The 14,958-nt window shown below is 67.1% G+C and carries 12 protein-coding genes and 5 pseudogenes; 7 read left to right on the top strand and 10 right to left on the bottom strand.

What is annotated here, in order from left to right; all coding sequences use genetic code 11:
• Window positions 1-8 precede the first annotated feature (8 nt).
• Window positions 9-752, top strand: a complete 744-nt coding sequence (locus ACH4D3_RS13835; protein WP_398320987.1) for a hypothetical protein — start codon at window positions 9-11, stop codon at window positions 750-752.
• Between the two features lie 802 nt (window positions 753-1,554).
• Window positions 1,555-5,065, top strand: a pseudogene (gene dnaE, locus ACH4D3_RS13830) (DNA polymerase III subunit alpha).
• Here the strand turns inward: dnaE and ACH4D3_RS13825 are convergent.
• Window positions 5,020-5,909, bottom strand: a pseudogene (locus tag ACH4D3_RS13825) (helix-turn-helix domain-containing protein); the annotation flags it as partial. The pseudogenes dnaE and ACH4D3_RS13825 overlap by 46 nt on opposite strands.
• A gap of 29 nt (window positions 5,910-5,938) precedes the next feature.
• Entirely contained in the window at window positions 5,939-6,826 is an 888-nt protein-coding gene (locus ACH4D3_RS13820) for an SDR family NAD(P)-dependent oxidoreductase (RefSeq protein ID WP_398320985.1), read from the bottom strand.
• Window positions 6,827-6,893: 67 nt separating this feature from the next.
• Here ACH4D3_RS13820 and ACH4D3_RS13815 point away from each other — a divergent pair, with 67 nt between their 5' ends.
• Window positions 6,894-7,487 carry a TetR family transcriptional regulator gene (locus tag ACH4D3_RS13815; RefSeq protein ID WP_398320982.1) on the top strand — a complete coding sequence of 198 codons (594 nt, stop codon included), beginning with the start codon at window positions 6,894-6,896 and terminating at the stop codon, window positions 7,485-7,487.
• Window positions 7,488-7,530: 43 nt separating this feature from the next.
• Here the strand turns inward: ACH4D3_RS13815 and ACH4D3_RS13810 are convergent.
• Window positions 7,531-7,779, bottom strand: a pseudogene (locus ACH4D3_RS13810) (ATP-binding protein); the annotation flags it as partial.
• Between the two features lie 81 nt (window positions 7,780-7,860).
• Here ACH4D3_RS13810 and ACH4D3_RS13805 point away from each other — a divergent pair.
• On the top strand, window positions 7,861-8,589 hold the full coding sequence (locus ACH4D3_RS13805; RefSeq protein WP_398320979.1) for a DUF2625 family protein: 729 nt from the start codon (window positions 7,861-7,863) through the stop codon (window positions 8,587-8,589).
• Between the two features lie 6 nt (window positions 8,590-8,595).
• Here ACH4D3_RS13805 and ACH4D3_RS13800 read toward each other — a convergent pair.
• Window positions 8,596-9,358: pseudogene (locus ACH4D3_RS13800) on the bottom strand (IS5 family transposase).
• Between the two features lie 48 nt (window positions 9,359-9,406).
• Window positions 9,407-9,751, bottom strand: a complete 345-nt coding sequence (locus ACH4D3_RS13795; RefSeq protein ID WP_398320976.1) for a hypothetical protein — start codon at window positions 9,749-9,751, stop codon at window positions 9,407-9,409.
• A gap of 374 nt (window positions 9,752-10,125) precedes the next feature.
• On the opposite strand from ACH4D3_RS13795, the gene ACH4D3_RS13790 reads away from it, so the two are divergent.
• Window positions 10,126-10,419, top strand: a complete 294-nt coding sequence (locus ACH4D3_RS13790; protein ID WP_398320973.1) for a hypothetical protein — start codon at window positions 10,126-10,128, stop codon at window positions 10,417-10,419.
• Between the two features lie 199 nt (window positions 10,420-10,618).
• Window positions 10,619-11,272: an IS5 family transposase gene (locus tag ACH4D3_RS13785; protein ID WP_398320970.1), complete on the top strand. Its 654-nt coding sequence runs from the start codon at window positions 10,619-10,621 to the stop codon at window positions 11,270-11,272.
• 10 nt (window positions 11,273-11,282) lie between these two features.
• On the opposite strand, the gene ACH4D3_RS13780 is transcribed toward ACH4D3_RS13785, so the two are convergent.
• Window positions 11,283-11,579 (bottom strand): hypothetical protein, encoded by a 297-nt coding sequence (locus tag ACH4D3_RS13780; RefSeq protein WP_398320967.1) that lies wholly within the window; start codon window positions 11,577-11,579, stop codon window positions 11,283-11,285.
• A 261-nt stretch (window positions 11,580-11,840) separates the two neighbouring features.
• On the opposite strand from ACH4D3_RS13780, the pseudogene ACH4D3_RS13775 reads away from it, so the two are divergent.
• A pseudogene (locus ACH4D3_RS13775) lies at window positions 11,841-12,258 on the top strand (IS701 family transposase); the annotation flags it as partial.
• Window positions 12,259-12,481: 223 nt separating this feature from the next.
• Here the strand turns inward: ACH4D3_RS13775 and ACH4D3_RS13770 are convergent.
• The 4 genes from ACH4D3_RS13770 to ACH4D3_RS13755 all read right to left on the bottom strand — a co-directional run bounded on the left by ACH4D3_RS13770 (window position 12,482) and on the right by ACH4D3_RS13755 (window position 14,956).
• Entirely contained in the window at window positions 12,482-12,748 is a 267-nt protein-coding gene (locus ACH4D3_RS13770) for a hypothetical protein (protein WP_398320965.1), read from the bottom strand.
• The gene (locus ACH4D3_RS13765) at window positions 12,748-13,059 is read right to left on the bottom strand and encodes a hypothetical protein (protein ID WP_398320962.1); all 312 of its coding nucleotides are present in this window, start codon (window positions 13,057-13,059) and stop codon (window positions 12,748-12,750) included. Before ACH4D3_RS13765 ends, ACH4D3_RS13770 begins: the two co-directional genes overlap by 1 nt.
• Before the next feature lie 78 nt (window positions 13,060-13,137).
• Complete coding sequence (locus ACH4D3_RS13760) at window positions 13,138-13,398, bottom strand: beta/gamma crystallin domain-containing protein (protein ID WP_398320959.1); 261 nt, start codon at window positions 13,396-13,398, stop codon at window positions 13,138-13,140.
• A gap of 355 nt (window positions 13,399-13,753) precedes the next feature.
• Complete coding sequence (locus tag ACH4D3_RS13755; RefSeq protein WP_398320956.1) at window positions 13,754-14,956, bottom strand: FAD-dependent monooxygenase; 1,203 nt, start codon at window positions 14,954-14,956, stop codon at window positions 13,754-13,756.
• Window positions 14,957-14,958 lie beyond the last annotated feature (2 nt).

Here is a 14,958-nt window from a genome sequence, read left to right as displayed (position 1 = left end):
CCTTTCCCGTGGACCTTCCCCGCGGCCAGTTGCTCCCGTTCTTCGCCGACTGCGCCGCTCGGGCCGAAGCCGTACGGGAGGCCGGCGCCGACGTGGTGCTTGTCGCCGGCTGCGAGATCACCGCGTTCTGCGGCGGTTTCCTCCCCGGCGACACCTACGGCGACCGTATGCGGGCCATGGCCGCCGCCGACATGGAATGGTGGTCCTCCCTCGGACCGGTGCAAGAACGCCTCAACGGCCTCCTCTCCCAGATCGCCGCGACCGTCCGTACGCACTTCGGCGGGCAGGTCACCTACGCATCGGCTCCCTGGGAGTTCGTCGACTGGGGTGCCTTCGACCTCGTCGGCATCGATGCCTACCGGGCCGCCCACAACGCCGACAGCTTCCGTGACGAGCTGCGTGGACACCTCGCCCACAGCAAGCCCGTCGCGGTGACCGAGTACGGAACCTGCGCGTACCGGGGCGCGGGAGAACATGGCGGCATGGCCTGGCAGGTGCCGCACGACGCGGTCCCGGACGAAGACGAGCAGGCACGCCACCTCACCGAACTGCTGGACATCTTCGAGCAGGAAGGAGTAGACACCGCACTCTGGTTCACCTTCGCCGGTCACAGCAGGACCGGGGACCAAGACCCAGGCTCCAACGGCGCCGTCCGGACACTCGACGAGAGGCGCTGGGAACCGAAGAAGGCATTCCACACGATGGCAGCCAGACACCAACACGGCCGACACACCAAAACCTCCAGCCCTTGACAGCACCCGACCGTCCGTCACTCTGGGGCACGGAGGGACGGACCATCCACTGCACAGACTGCCGCCCCTGACCAGCAAGAACACCCCAAACGACCATCACACCAACTCGTTGACCCGCACCTCCAAGTTGGCGGGAGGCCAGTACACCTCTCCCGGGGTGCGCATCGGCGCGTCGGGAACATCCCCGCGCGTGCGGGGAGCAGACTCTTTGACCTGCATCTTTACAGCCGCTGAGACACGGTTTCGGCGACTTTACAGATTCCGGCAAATAGTACACACGCCAACCTGCGGCTTCCACGTGTGGAGGCCAACCGCCACCTCAATCTGCTCGCACGAGAGAAGCAGCGCCGGCCGAACGACTCCCGTACTTCGACCGGCCACCCGGTAAGCCGGACAGGACAACGCACCGAAGTCCTGGAGCCGCCCCCCCCCGTGACGAGCCTGACTCCGAGCCCGGGCCGCACCACCCGGGACGCCAGCGACGCCGTACTCGGCAGCGAACTTCGCTGGGAGGTCGGGCATACCTGCGACGCTCCCCGCCTCGGATCCCCAGTCCCACCTCGGCCCACTCCCCCACACCTCCACCAACCCACGAACGATCAGCCACCGCGCCCCCTGCCGACCGACACGGGCGCGTCGTGTGCGACACGCCGGGCCGAGAATTCGTCTCTCGCCGACAGGCCAAGGGCCCCACCACCGAGCCCAGTTGGTGCGGCCGGAGAGGCAGCCGAGAACCCCGGATTGATCTTGGTTCGGGGTTAGGGTGCGGCTTCACGAGACTGCTCTCGGAGGTGCTCGCCTGGTGGCTGACAGCTTTGTTCACCTGCACAATCACACCGAATACTCGATGCTCGACGGCGCTCAGAGGCTGAAGCCGATGTTCGCCGAGGTGGACCGGCAGGGCATGCCGGCCGTGGCCATGAGCGACCACGGCAACATGTTCGGCGCGTACGAGTTCCAGCAGGTGGCCAAGGGCTTCGGCTCGGTCAAGCCGATCATCGGGATCGAGGCGTACGTGGCCCCGTCGTCGCGCCGGAACCGGCGGCAGGAGTTCTGGGGGCCCGGCGGCCAGCGGGCCGTGTCGGACGACGGCGAGGGGTCGAAGGACGTCAGTGGCGGTGGCCGCTTCACTCACATGACCATGTGGGCGACGGGGGCGCAGGGCCTGCGGAACCTCTTCTACATGTCCACGGAAGCCTCCTACACAGGACAGTTCCCGGCGGGCAAGCCCCGCATGGACATGGAGCTGATCGCCGAGCACGCCGAGGGCGTCGTCGCGACGACCGGATGCCCGTCCGGCGCCGTCCAGACACGGCTCCGCCTCAACCAGTACGACGAAGCCAGGCAGGTCGCCTCCGCCTACCAGGACATCTTCGGCAAGGAGAACTACTTCCTGGAGCTGATGGACCACGGCCTGTCCATCGAGCGGGACGTGCGGGAAGGGCTGCTGCGGCTGGCCAGGGAGCTGGGCCTTCCGCTTCTGGCCACCAATGACGCGCACTACATCCACGAGAGCCAGGCCGATGCGCACGACAATCTGCTGTGCATCGGCGTGGGCAAGAACAAGGCCGACGAGAAGCGGTTCCGCTTCAGCGGGAGCGGCTACTACCTGAAGACGGCGGCCGAGATGCGGGCCCTGTTCGCGGAGCTGCCCGAGGCCTGCGACAACACGCTCCTGATCGCCGAACGGGTCGGGTCGTACGACGAGGTCTTCGACAACGTCGACGAGATGCCGCAGTTCCCCGACGTACCCGACGGAGAGACCCAGGAATCGTGGCTGCGCAAGGAGGTCCTGACGGGGCTTGCCATGCGGTACGGCGACCCCGTCCCGACCGAGGTCCTGGAGCGCTTCGAGACCGAGATGTCGGTCATCGGTCCCATGGGGTTCTCCTCCTACTTCCTCGTGGTCGCTGACATCCACGGGCTCGATCGTCGCCTACGCGACCCGCATCACCGAGCTGTGCCCCCTGGAGCACGGTCTGCTCTTCGAGCGGTTCCTCAACCCCGAGCGGATCAACCCGCCCGACGTCGACCTCGACTTCGACGACCGTCAGCGCGACAAGATGGTCCGGTACGTCACCGAGAAGTACGGCGACGAGTACACCGCCATGGTGAACACGTTCGGCAAGATCAAGGCCAAGAACGCGATCAAGGACTCGTCACGGATCCTCGGCTATCCCTTCAGCCACGGTGAACGGATCACCAAGGCGCTGCCGCCGGACATCATGGGCAAGTCGATCCCGCTGGACGGGATCTTCGACCCCGAACACCCCCGCCACGGCGAGGCCGGTGAGAGCCGGACGATGTACGAGAACGAGCCGGACGTGAAGACCGTCATCGACACTGCCAGGGGTGTCGAGGGCCTGACTCGCGGGACCGGTGTGCACGCGGCCGCCGTCATCCTGTCCAAGACCAGGCTCACCGACCGCATCCCGCTGCACATGCGCGCCTCCGACGGCGTGAAGATCACCGGCTTCGACTACCCCAGTTGCGAGAACATGGGGCTGGTCAAAATGGACTTCCTGGGCCTGCGGAACCTCGGCGTCATCGACCACGCCATCGAGAACATCCGCGAGAACCGCGGCGTGAGGCTCGCCACCGTCGACCCGATGGACGGCGACAGCGGCACCGTCGTCATTCCGCTGGACGACAGGAAGACCTTCGAGCTGCTCGGCCGCGGCGACACGTTCGGCGTGTTCCAGCTCGACGGCGGCGGCATGCGCGCGCTCCTCAAGCTGATGGAACCGACCCGGTTCGAGGACATCGCCGCCGCCCTCGCCCTGTACCGGCCCGGCCCGATGGCCGCCAACGCGCACACGAACTACGCGCTGCGGCAGAACGGCAAGCAGGAGCCCGATCCCATCCACCCGGAACTCAAGGAAGTCCTCGACCCGATCCTGGGCTCGACCCACCACCTGCTCATCTTCCAGGAGCAGATCATGGCCATCGCCCGGACCCTGGCCGGCTACACGCTCGGCGGCGCCGACATGCTGCGCCGCGCGATGGGCAAGAAGAAGCCCGAGGTCCTGGCCGCCGAGTGGGAGAAGTTCCACGACGGCATGAAAGCCAACAACTACTCGGAGGAGGCCATCAAGGCCATCTGGGACGTGATGCTCCCCTTCTCCGGCTACGCCTTCAACAAGTCCCACACCGCCGGCTACGGGCTCGTCTCCTACTGGACCGCATACCTGAAGGCCAACTACCCGGCCGAGTACATGGCGGCGCTTCTGACGTCCGTCGGCGACGACAAGGACAAGGCCGGGATCTACCTGGCCGACGCCCGCAAACTCGGCGTCACCGTTCTCCCTCCGGACGTCAACGAGTCCGTCGCCGAGTTCACAGCCGTCGGCGACGACGTGCGCTTCGGCCTTCGTTCCGTCCGCAACGTCGGCGACAACGTCATCGACACGGTCATCACGGCCCGGAAGACCAAGGGGAAGTTCACCAGCTTCGCCGACTTCCTCGACAAGGCCGACCTTCCGGCTCTCAACAAGCGGGCCGTCGAGTCGCTCATCAAGGCCGGCGCGTTCGACTCGCTGGGGCACACCCGCAGGGGACTGTGTGCCGTGCACGAGACGGCCATCGACGCGGTCGTGCCGCTGAAGAAGGCCGCGGCCTACGGCCAGGACGACCTCTTCGCCGGGCTGGGCGGCGGTACGGGCGACGACGGGGAGTCCGGCTTCGGCCTCGACGTACGGATCGACGACGGCGAGTGGTCGCGCAAGCAACTCCTGTCCACCAAGCGGGAGATGCTCGGCATGTACGTCTCCGCCCACCCCCTGGACGGCACGGAACACATCCTCGCCGCCCACCGGGACACCACCGTCCCCGACCTGCTGGCCTCCGGGCGGACCGAGGGAACGGTCCGGCTCTCCGGGCTCATCACCAGCGTCCAGAACAAGGTGACCAAGCAGGGCAACGCCTGGGCGATCGTGAACCTCGCCGACCGTGACGGAACGATCGAGATCCTCTTCTTCCCCGCCGCCTACCAGCTCGTCCTGGGCGCCCTGGTCGAGGACAGCGTGATCTCCGTCCAGGAGCGCATCAACGACCGGGACGGCGCCATCAGCATCTTCGGCCAGGAGCTCAAGGTCCTCGACGTGACGGCCGCCGAGCACAACGGAGCAGCGCCGGTCCAACTGCGGCCTGTCCAACCGGGTGCAGATCGCCCTCCTCGTCCGCGACGCGGGCAGTCCGGGGGGCTGAGTCGCGGGGTTGACGGGCGAGTTTCCCACTTCCTCACGCCCGGACCTACGAGCACCCTGGCGATCGATGCCGATCGCGCGTCTTCGCTGGTGAAGTCTTGGGCGTAGAGCAGTTCTTCGGCCAGGATGCGCTGGTAGCGTTCCACCTTCCCGTTGTGGCGGGGTGTGTAGGGCTTGGTCTTCTGGTGGCGGGTCTGGTTGCCGCCATCCGGGCGAAGTCGCCGGGTCGGTAGCAGGCACTGTTACCGGTGACGATCCTGTGGATGTGGTTGGTGCCGTGGGTGGCAAACCAAACCCTCGCACGGGCGAGGAATGGCGCCGCGGTGGAGCCCTTCTCGTCGTGCAGGGGTTCGGTGTAGGCGAGCAGGGAGTGGCCGTCGACGATGGAGTGCAGGTAGATGTAGCCGTGCTTCGCGCCGGCCGTCTTCGCCCGTGCCGTCACTTTGGCCTGGTCGCTGTTTCGGCCGTGAACCCGCCGGCCTCCGCCGTCGGGGATCCGGCCGACCTTCTTCACGTCCAGGTGGACCATGTGCCCGGGCCAGCGGGCAATGATCTTTCCTGGCCTGCGGTTGGTGCGCCGCTGGGGGCGATGAACCGTCGTCGGCCCAGCCAGAGCCGGCTGAGGTGGCGGCTGACCGTGCGTCGGTCGATGACGATGCCCAGGTCGGCGGGTTCGTCGGTGATCCGTCGGGCGGACCACTTGTGCTCACGCCGCTTGCCTCGACCTGTTGGATCGTCTCGGGCGGCGTCTTGGTCGGGCTGCTGTGCGGCGTCGAGGGGCGGTCCTGAAGACCGGCTTCGCCATATCGCCGCCATCGGTTCATCCCCACTTGGACGCGCACGCACGCGAGATTCCCATCTCGGCTGTTACGTGAGCGATCGGTCGAGTCCGGCACCGAGCGATCAGGCGGCGCCGCCCCTCGAGTCTGAGCGGGGCGTTGCGATGCACCATGGGCACGTCCATTCTCGTCGGTGACAGGGTTACGCCGTGGTCGGACGGTCGCGCTGCCTCTCGCACAGCTCCCAGATGGTGTTGCGGGTGGTGTCGTCCAGGACGGCATCGGGCCACGGGGTCCGCTTGCCCTTGCTGTTGAAGTAGGCGCCGTTCGTTTTGCGCTCCTCGTGGCTGGAGGCGAGGTACACGCTGGAGCGCGTGGCCCTCAGCAGTGCCCGGCGGCCGTAGACGACGGGCATCGCCAGCCGCAGCAACGGGACGATCGGGCGAGCCAGTGGCGGATAGGTGCCGACGGTGAGGCTCTTGTTCATCGAGGTGTAGGCGTGTCCGGGGTAGGCGACGTTCAGCGTTACCGGTGTGGCCGCAAGTTCCTGGGCGAAGCGGTAGCTCATCGCCATCTGCGCCAGCTTGGTCTGGTTGTAGAACGACAGGCCGACATAGGACTTCTCGCCCTGCAGGTTGTTGAGGTCGATGTGCCCCCGGGGGATGCCGCCGGTGATGTTGATGACCCGGGCCTGCCCGGACGCGGTCAGGGCCGGCATCAGCCAGTGGGTGAGGCAGAACGGCGCGACCACGTTGACCGCGAACGCGGTCTCGATGCCGTCCTCGGTCACCTCGCGGTGGGATCGGGTCGCTCCGGCGTTGTTGATCAGCACGTCCACGCCGCTGGCCCGGCCGCTGGCCTCCTGGGCGAGGCGACGGACGTCGCGCAGCCGGGACATGTCGGCCGTGATCGCCGTGACGTCGTCGTTCCCGCTGGTGTGACGAAGATCCGCCACAGCAGCGTCGGCGCGGTACTTGTCCCGTCCGACGAGGATCACGCTCGCGCCGAGCGCGGCCAACTGTCGCGCGGTCTCCTTGCCGATGCCACCCGTGCTGCCGGTCACCAGGACGGTCTTGCTTTCCACTGCCACCACCCCATTCGAAATCTGTCACTTGGTGACATGATAGTCATCGAATGATGCAAAGTAGACTGAGCGCATGAAAGAGGGACTGCGTGAACGCACCCGCCGAGCAGTGCGGGCGGAGCTCGCCAAGGTGGCCATCGACCTGTTCGCCCGCCAGGGCTTCGACGAGACGACCGTCGAGGACATCGCCCGAGTAGCCGGCATGACCAAGCGCAGCTTCTTCCGTTACTTCCCGACCAAGGAAGACGTCGTCTTCGACGGCATCGACCTCACCGGAGAGAGCGTCGTCGCCGACATCGCAATGCGACCAGCGGGCGAAGGGCCGTGGGAGTGCCTGCACCAGGTCCTGCGGGCTTGGCAGGAAGAGATCCACGCCAGTGAGCAGGCGCTCGCAACCATCCGCCTGATCGAGGCAACGCCCGCACTGGCCGGGCGACTCCACCAACGCAGAACCGAATGGCGCAGGCGAGTCAGCGACGCGCTCCAAAATCGGCCAGGGACCGACCTCGACCCGTACACCGCCGATCTGTTCACCAATGCCGCCACGGCTGTACTCGACGCTGTATCCAGCCAGTGGGCCCGATCAGACGGGAACGCGGACCGTCCAGCCCTGCTGGACCAGGGGTTCAATCAGGTCCACGTTGATCTCAGCCCGCGGCAGGCGTGACCCGCCCCCCGTCACCAACGTCCTGCCCCACAACAGCTAGACGTCAGCCAGAGGCGTCTTGTGCGGCGGCCCGGGCCTGGGTGAGGGCCAGGCGGTAGGATTCGGTGCCGGTCTGGATGAGTTTGCCGCCGAAGGTGAGCCGGTCGACGATGGCCGCGCAGAGCCGGGGGTCGGTGAAGGTCTTGGTCTAGCTGCTGAAACTCTCGTTCGAGGCGATGGCGACGCTGTTCTTCTCCTCGCGTTCGGTCAGAACCTGGAACAGCAGCTCAGCGCCCCTGCGGTCGAGCTCCATTTAGAGATCATCTCGTTTGGTGGATCGAAGTGAAGGTGCCCCGGCGGACTGCATCTTCAGTGCTGGTGCAACGATGCGGGCATGCGCGAGGTCGATGAGCTGCTCAACGTCGATGATCCAGCCTGGCCGCTCCTCCTCCAGGAACTGTCCGGCACTGACGTACCAGTCGAGGTGCTGCCCGGCGATGCCGAGACAGGCTGCGCCTCGCTGGTGCAGCTCCAGGTCTCGGCCCGGTCGAACCTGGGCGGGATTGTCTTGAATAGCGGCGGTCTGCTGGTGGACAGCGGCTGGTTGCGGATCTTCGGAAGCCCGGGAGGCGCCCATGCCGAGAGGCTGCCGGGCCTGGCGGAGATCAACGCGATGCCCTCGACGTTCGATCCGGCCTGGCGGCCAGGGGCGGGACTCGTGGTTGCGCACGATGTGCTGGGCGGGGTGTTCGCCCTCAACAGCGGAAACCCCCGTGCCGCCGGTCGGCCCGGCGAGCCGGGCGAAATCCTCTACTTCGCCCCTGATTCCCTTGGCTGGGAGGCGCTGGGCGCCGGGCACTCGGCCTGGCTGTCCTGGATTCTCTCCGGAGGGCTACAGGAGTTCTATGGGGGCCTGCGGTGGGACGGCTGGCGCAGCGAGGTGTCCGTGCTGAACGGCCGGCAGGGATTGTCGTTCTTCCCGCCGTTGTGGTCGGCTGAGGCCCGCCAGGACCTGCTGGCGACCAGTCGCCGTGCGGTGCCCATGGCGGAACTCCTGGGGCTGAGCCGCGACTCGTGTCTGCAGTTCGACGGCGCCGACCCGGGGTTCCTCGGAGTCGCATGAACCGGCTCACGCAGCCAGACGCCGGCAGCAGATGAGCGCGGCGGCGATGCCGGCGAAGGCAAGGAAGTGTTCGGCCTTGCGCTCGTAGCGGCAGTGGAGACCGCGGCACCCGGCAAGCCAGGCCACCGTGCGTTCCACGGCCCATCGGTGACGGCCCAGGCGCTGGGAGGACTCGATGCCCTTGCGGGCGATGCGTGGGGTGATGCTCCGGGAGCGTAGCCACCAGCGAAGGTGGTGGTAGTCGTACCCCTTGTCGCCATGGAGCTTGGCGGGCCGTCGTCGGCGCGGTCCGCGGCGGGAGCAGATGGGCGGAATGCCGCGCACCAGGGGCTCGAGTCCCTGGCTGTCGTGGGTGTTCGCGGCGGAGATCCCGATGGATCTTTGGTCCCTTCTTGCCGCGATCTACGGGATTCGGACCCGTCAGGTCCCACCCTTTCTTCACGCGCATGTTCACGGAGTCGATGGCACACCAGGACCAGTCCAACTCGCCACGCGCGCCGAGTTCGTCCAGGAGCAGGCGGTGAAGCTTGCCCCATACCCGGGCCCAGCTCCACTCGGTAAACCGCCGGTGCGCGATCGGCCCGGACGGGCCGAAGACCGGTGGCAGTTGCCGCCAGGTACACCCCGTCGTAGCCACGAACAGGATCGCCGCCAGCACTTCGCGATCACCGTAGCGGCGTCGGCCGCCACCCTGCGGACGCATCGGCGCAGCCGGGACCACCCGCTGGAACAACTCCCACAACCCGTCCGGCATCAGACGCCCCACCATCGCCATCACGGCCGTCAGCCTAGTGATCAAGCCAGTTGAGACGTCCTCTTAGCCCAGCTCATCAATGCAGAGAAGATCGAGTCGGCCGTAGCGGGTGATGGTCTTGGTCAGCACCTTGAGCTGTACCGAGTTTCGTAGAGCCCGGTGATCTCGGCCGTTCTGTCCTCCTTCGTGCACCAGGCGGTGAACGTGTCGCGGTCGGCGCCGTAGGCACGGTGGGTGCGAGTCGGCCACGCTCGCCTGGATGGCGGCGACGGTCTCGGGAGACAGGTGCCGGCCCCGGCCCGCGTGGACGACCGGGGAGGCGCCGGCCGTCTCGTCGTCCACCAGCTCCGCCTCCACGACGTCGGCGGCCGCCGTGACGACGGCCAACTGACGGGCTGTTCCGTCCATGTGGCCCACTTTCAGCTCTGGTTCTAGAAAATGAGCATTATCAAGAACCAGAACGGCGACGGACTGAGACACGCGGCAGCAGACCGGAGCATCAGGCGGCGGGGCGCAGCGCGACGACCGTGACCAGCCGCAGGTGAAGCACAGTGTGACTCACTTCACTGTTTGGGAAAAACGGCGGATGACAATCCTCTCGTTAACGACAGAGGACCCGCGCTCCGCATTTGTGGAGGTGGGTCCTCAGTGCTGTCTGAGACCCGTCGGACCTCCCCAAGGGGCGTAGGGCCATGCATCCGCAGGGCCCTGATTGGGGCACCGTCCGCCGGGATCTTGGCGGGTCGAGACGGGCGGTGCTCCCCGAGCCGAAGAGGCCCGTAATGACGGTACACATCGAGGGCGTACCCCTCGCGATCTTCGTGATCGCCTGTGTGGTGGGGTACGCCATCTACCGCCGTTCACAGACGCAGTCGGCCGTGCCCGGCACTGCGGCGCCCGGCAACGCGGGCGAAGCGATCATGGTCGCCGCGGCGGTGGTGACCGCGCTGATGCTGCTCTTCACGGGAGCCGGGGCAGAGGCAGACAGCAGGCAGAGCACCCCGACCGAACAGCCCTCGCCGACCGACTCGTCGAGGCAGCCCTCAGCCACCTCCTTGGAAACACCTGCTCCGTGATCTGCTTCGAACGCTACGGCGGAGGCGGCCGTCCTCGCGTCGGCCCGACGCCGAGCCGCGCCCGCCCACGCCGGGACGGCGACCGAGGACAAGGGGCCCAGCCTCACGCGGCCAGCAGCGTCCATAACGCCTTTTGTGGTCCGTACCGACGCCACGGCGGCACGACTTGTGGGGTCCGCCGCCGGGAGAGCCACAGGTCATGACCAAACAATGCTCACGGCTTCAGTCCCTGGCCGACGCGAAGGGTGAGATCGTGTGGGACCTGAGCGTCGGCTCCACGGTGCGCCGCGCCCATCAGCATGCGGCCGGGGCAAGGAAGCAGGGCGACCTGCAGAAGGAACCGCCGGGCGGTAACTTCACCGAACGCCGTGATCATGGAGGGGGACGCTCACGCGGCGGGTTCACCACCAAGCTGCACCTGATCGTCGAGCAGGGCCAGAAGCCTATGTCGATCGTGGTGACGGCTGGGCAGCGAGGAGACTCGCCCCAGTTCGAGCCCGTCCTGGACAAGGTACGCGTGCCACGCCTCGGACCCGGCCGGCCGCGCACCCGACCCAATCGAGTGCGCGCCGACAAGGCGTACGCCTCCCGGAAGAACCGCGCCTACCTGCGACGGCGCGGGATCCGCTGCACCATCCCAGACAAAGCCGACCAGTCCCGCAACCGCAGGAAGCGCGGCTCCCGCGGCGGCCGGCCGCCGACGTTCGACCCGGTCGACTACCGTGAGCGCCACGCTGTCGAATGCGGCATCAACCGCCTCAAGAGGCACCGGGCCGTGGCCACGAGGTACGACAAGCTGGCCGTGCGCTACGGGGCGACCGTACTGATGGCTGCGATCAACGAGTGGCTGTGACCTGACGGCGTCACGTCAGACTGCGGCGTGCCAGGGCGAGAAATTCCGCTTTGACCGGCTCCAGGCGCTCGGCCAGGTTCCCCTCGTCACGCTCCTGCCAGACCGCTTGATTCAAGGCGCGGGCGTAGGCAGTCGTCGGTGTGTGAAGGTCAGGGGCGCACAGCAACTCGATGCTCTTTTCGGCTATTCGAAGACCGTCCATCGCCGGTCTGGCCGTCACATACCAGTCATCGCCGACCTCCCATCGGGGCGGCCTCGCATGCGCCACGCCCTCAGCCTCCAACGCGCACCGGATGAACTCCAGCACGGTCCTGATCTGTTCAGCACGTCGCTCCTCCGCTCGCGCCGCAGCCCGCCTTTGCCCGTCAGCCCGGTCAGCTGCCCGCTGCGTCGTGCGCTGGGTCAGGTACGTCAACGCACCACCTACAGCCACACCGGCTATCGAAATCACTGGGGTCCACACGTCTCCTGCCACAGCCGACTACTACCAGTACCTGCCCATCGACCGCTGCCGATCTTGCGAGACAGGCTTGTATACCCAGATTCCAAGCCGCTCCAAGACCCACTTCCGATACATGCACAGCCGTGCACCCCGGCCTACTCCGGCCTGGGCCGACGGCCGGTCCCGGCCTGCCCCGAGCCCGCGCAGACCGTGAAGAGCCTGGTCATCGCGGCCGGGAAACGCGCCGCGCGGCCGGTGCAGTGGCGGGAGGGATCGCGGCCGGGCAGTGGCCGCAGCGGACACAAACGCATGTACTCGCGCTTCGTGGCCCTGCGGGTCCGGCCCGCCGGACGTGAGATCCGCAAGGCCACGGCCGGCACCGGGCTCCCGGTCCGCTGGCTGCTGGCAGACCCTGGGCCTGGCCCACTTCGAAGGCCGAACCTGGCCAGGCTGGCACCACCACGTCACCCTCGTCTCGGTCGCCCACGCCTTCTCCACCCTGCAGCGACTGAGCCGATCCCCAAAAGAGACGGCGCCGGCCTGAGCCTCTACCAAGTCGTTCGCGAGCTGCAGTTACTCCTCGCGATCTGGACCGGCGCCTGCCCCACCTGTCACCGCGACATGCCAGACCCCGCACCAACATTCAGCTCCTCCCGCGTGCCTTCAGGAAGGCCACGATGTCGGCGTCGTCGGCGAGGAAGGCCCCCTATCTCTCCAACGGGAGCATGGACATCCTCTACACCGACACCGCGACGCTCCAACGCCCGTCACGGTGCCGAACGTTTCCGCTGCAGCAGCCAGGTACCCCCTGTCACTGCCCCCGTCACCAAGAAGCCCACCATCAGCGACGTCCTGAACTCCTCCATCTTGCTGCCGTCGTCCGCCATAACTACCGACAGCGTCGTGATGACGGCCGTGATCACTAGCCCGATGGCCAGGTTCTTGTGCACCAGCGATTTCGGCATTTTCTCCTCGTTTCTCGATGAGTGTGCCGCGGTATCGTCCTTAATTCGGCGGCACACCTGGGCTGTCATCAGTTCGGGTCGATCCCGTCCCGGTTCATCTGCTGTATCAGCCCGCCTGGGCCAGTAAGCGACAAGCCCTGTTCCATGGGCCGAGAATCTTCGGCCTCTACACCCGCCCGCCCGACGACGCGACGGTGATCTCCGCCGGCAAACTGGGGCCGGGGGACCACCGAGGTGCCGAACTCGATGTCGGGCACCTCACGCCCCATGATCGCCAGAGTGGTCGGTGCATTCCCGGCTCGGCTCGTGCGCTGGTTCAGCCGGACTCTGTCGAAGCCGGCTGTGACAGCAGCCCGGGTTTGGTCGAGGACCAGCGCCAAGGACGGTCCTGCCTCGTCCACAGGCTGCCGAACGACAGGGCGAGCGAAGCCCGGCAGCCGCATACCCAACACGTTCTGTTACAGGATCTCTATCCAGTCGACGTGGGGCGGCCTGTTGGGGAAGGTGATGACGTAGTGCTTGGGGTAGGTGCCGGTTGTCCCGTTCACGTCGTGGTACTTGACCCTGTTGTTTCCGGTGGAGATCTTGTCGACCCACACGGTGATGCCCGGGCCGCTCGCTGCGAAGTTGTAGGTGCCCTTGTTGGCGAAGCAGTAACTTTGATTGTATGCGCCGTTGGTGTTCTCGAAGTGCACATCGGCTCGCAGATAGGACAGCATTCTCTGACTCCCTTTTCGCGCCTGCCGGTATGTGATATTCACGCTAAAAGCATGAGCCTAGAATTGTCAACGACGGTTTTCCGCAAGGACACTTGGGCTGCGTTGAGGTCGTGCCGGATTCGCCGGTGGCCTGTATGGCCCCGGCAATTTGCGCGTCGGGGCCAATTCGGCCGGCCGGTGCGCGCCGTGTGAAAATAATGCCACCCGGCGACCTACGCTTGGCTTGTTTCTTTCACTTCTCGATACGCATTGCCCCAGGAGCTACCTTCCTCGCTGTGCTGGTCCGATTTCCGATGCCCGTAGCGCACCAGGCTCCGGCGTCACGCATTGCCTCTCCGCGACGCGGACACCGTCGTCACCGCGACGCGCCGGACAGCGCCGAGACCTGCTGCCCGCCCGCCTCCTTCGCCGTCCGGCGGCCGCGGATCCTGCGGGCCAGACCGATGAGGACCGAGCGCAGTACCGCGGCCCGACGGCTGGACGGGACGAACATCTGCTGCTTGAGTCGCGCGGTGCGCTGGTGCTTGGTGATGAACGGACGCAGGCCGGTCTCCCAGGCGTCCAGGGCGGCGGCGAGGTCGTCGGGGTGCTCCTGCAGGGCCGCGCCCAGTGCGGCGCCGCCGCGCAGCGAGGACGTGGCACCCATGCCCGAGTAGAGGTTCATGCACCAGGCCGCGTCCCCCACCAGCACGACCCGCCCCCTGCTCCACCGCGGCATCCGCACCTGGTGCACCGAGTCGAACACGTGGTCGGTGGCTTCTTCCAGGGAGTCCAGGACGTGACGCACCACGGGGTCGTCGTCCATCCCGGAGTAGACCGCGCGCAGCCGCTCGACCCGCGACCCGCTGAATTGCTCCAGGAAGTCCTTGGTCCGGTAGGTCAGCAGCGCGGTGGGCGCGTGGTCGGCGAGCCCGAACACCCACACCGCCCGCTGGGCGCGCGCGATGATGATACTGTCGCTCGCCTCGTACGTGGGTACCTGCTCCTTCAGCTGGAAGGCGCAGATCATCGCGTTCCACGTGGTCAGATGCTCCTCGTGCGGACCGAACACGATCCGGCGCACGCTCGAGCGCATCCCGTCCGCGCCGACCACGAGATCGAAGTCCTCACGGTACTGCTTTCCGGTGCCGGCATCCTCGAGCAGAACCCGCACCCCGTCGGCGCCTTCGGTGATCTCGACCGGAGTGGTCCCGAATCGCACCTCGACGTCGGTGGTGCTCTGCCACAGCGCGGCCTCGATGTCCCCGCGCAGCACCGCTGCCGGCTCCCCGGGCTGATCAAGGAATCCCAGGGCCGGCCTGCGCCTGCCCCGACGATCCACCGACCACGCATTCCCGCCGCCGTCCGCCCGTTCCGGGTTACGGGTGTGCAGGTGCTCGACGATGTCCAGGTCGATCGCGGCCTGCCTGCCCTCCGGGAACAGCCCGACGAAGTAGCCCCCGGTGCGCCGCTCGGGCGCCCGTTCGGCGATCACCGGCGTCCAACCGGCCCGGCGCAGCCCGATCGCCGCGGACATCCCCGCGATCCCGAGCCCCACCACCAATGCCCTCTTCTGCATGG

The organism is Streptomyces sp. NPDC018026 (genome assembly GCF_044327745.1).
Lineage (GTDB): Bacteria > Actinomycetota > Actinomycetes > Streptomycetales > Streptomycetaceae > Streptomyces > Streptomyces rubrogriseus.
This window is presented reverse-complemented; position numbering and strand designations above follow the sequence as displayed.

Excerpts from the sequence above, each read along its gene's own strand:
- ACH4D3_RS13815 (WP_398320982.1), top strand. The coding sequence starts at position 6,894 with ATGAAAGAGGGACTGCGTGAACGCACCCGCCGAGCAGTGCGGGCGGAG.
- ACH4D3_RS13805 (WP_398320979.1), top strand. The coding sequence starts at position 7,861 with ATGCGCGAGGTCGATGAGCTGCTCAACGTCGATGATCCAGCCTGGCCG.
- ACH4D3_RS13795 (WP_398320976.1), bottom strand. The coding sequence starts at position 9,751 with ATGGACGGAACAGCCCGTCAGTTGGCCGTCGTCACGGCGGCCGCCGAC.
- ACH4D3_RS13790 (WP_398320973.1), top strand. The coding sequence starts at position 10,126 with ATGACGGTACACATCGAGGGCGTACCCCTCGCGATCTTCGTGATCGCC.
- ACH4D3_RS13785 (WP_398320970.1), top strand. The coding sequence starts at position 10,619 with ATGACCAAACAATGCTCACGGCTTCAGTCCCTGGCCGACGCGAAGGGT.
- ACH4D3_RS13770 (WP_398320965.1), bottom strand. The coding sequence starts at position 12,748 with ATGACAGCCCAGGTGTGCCGCCGAATTAAGGACGATACCGCGGCACAC.
- ACH4D3_RS13760 (WP_398320959.1), bottom strand. The coding sequence starts at position 13,398 with ATGCTGTCCTATCTGCGAGCCGATGTGCACTTCGAGAACACCAACGGC.
- ACH4D3_RS13755 (WP_398320956.1), bottom strand. The coding sequence starts at position 14,956 with ATGCAGAAGAGGGCATTGGTGGTGGGGCTCGGGATCGCGGGGATGTCC.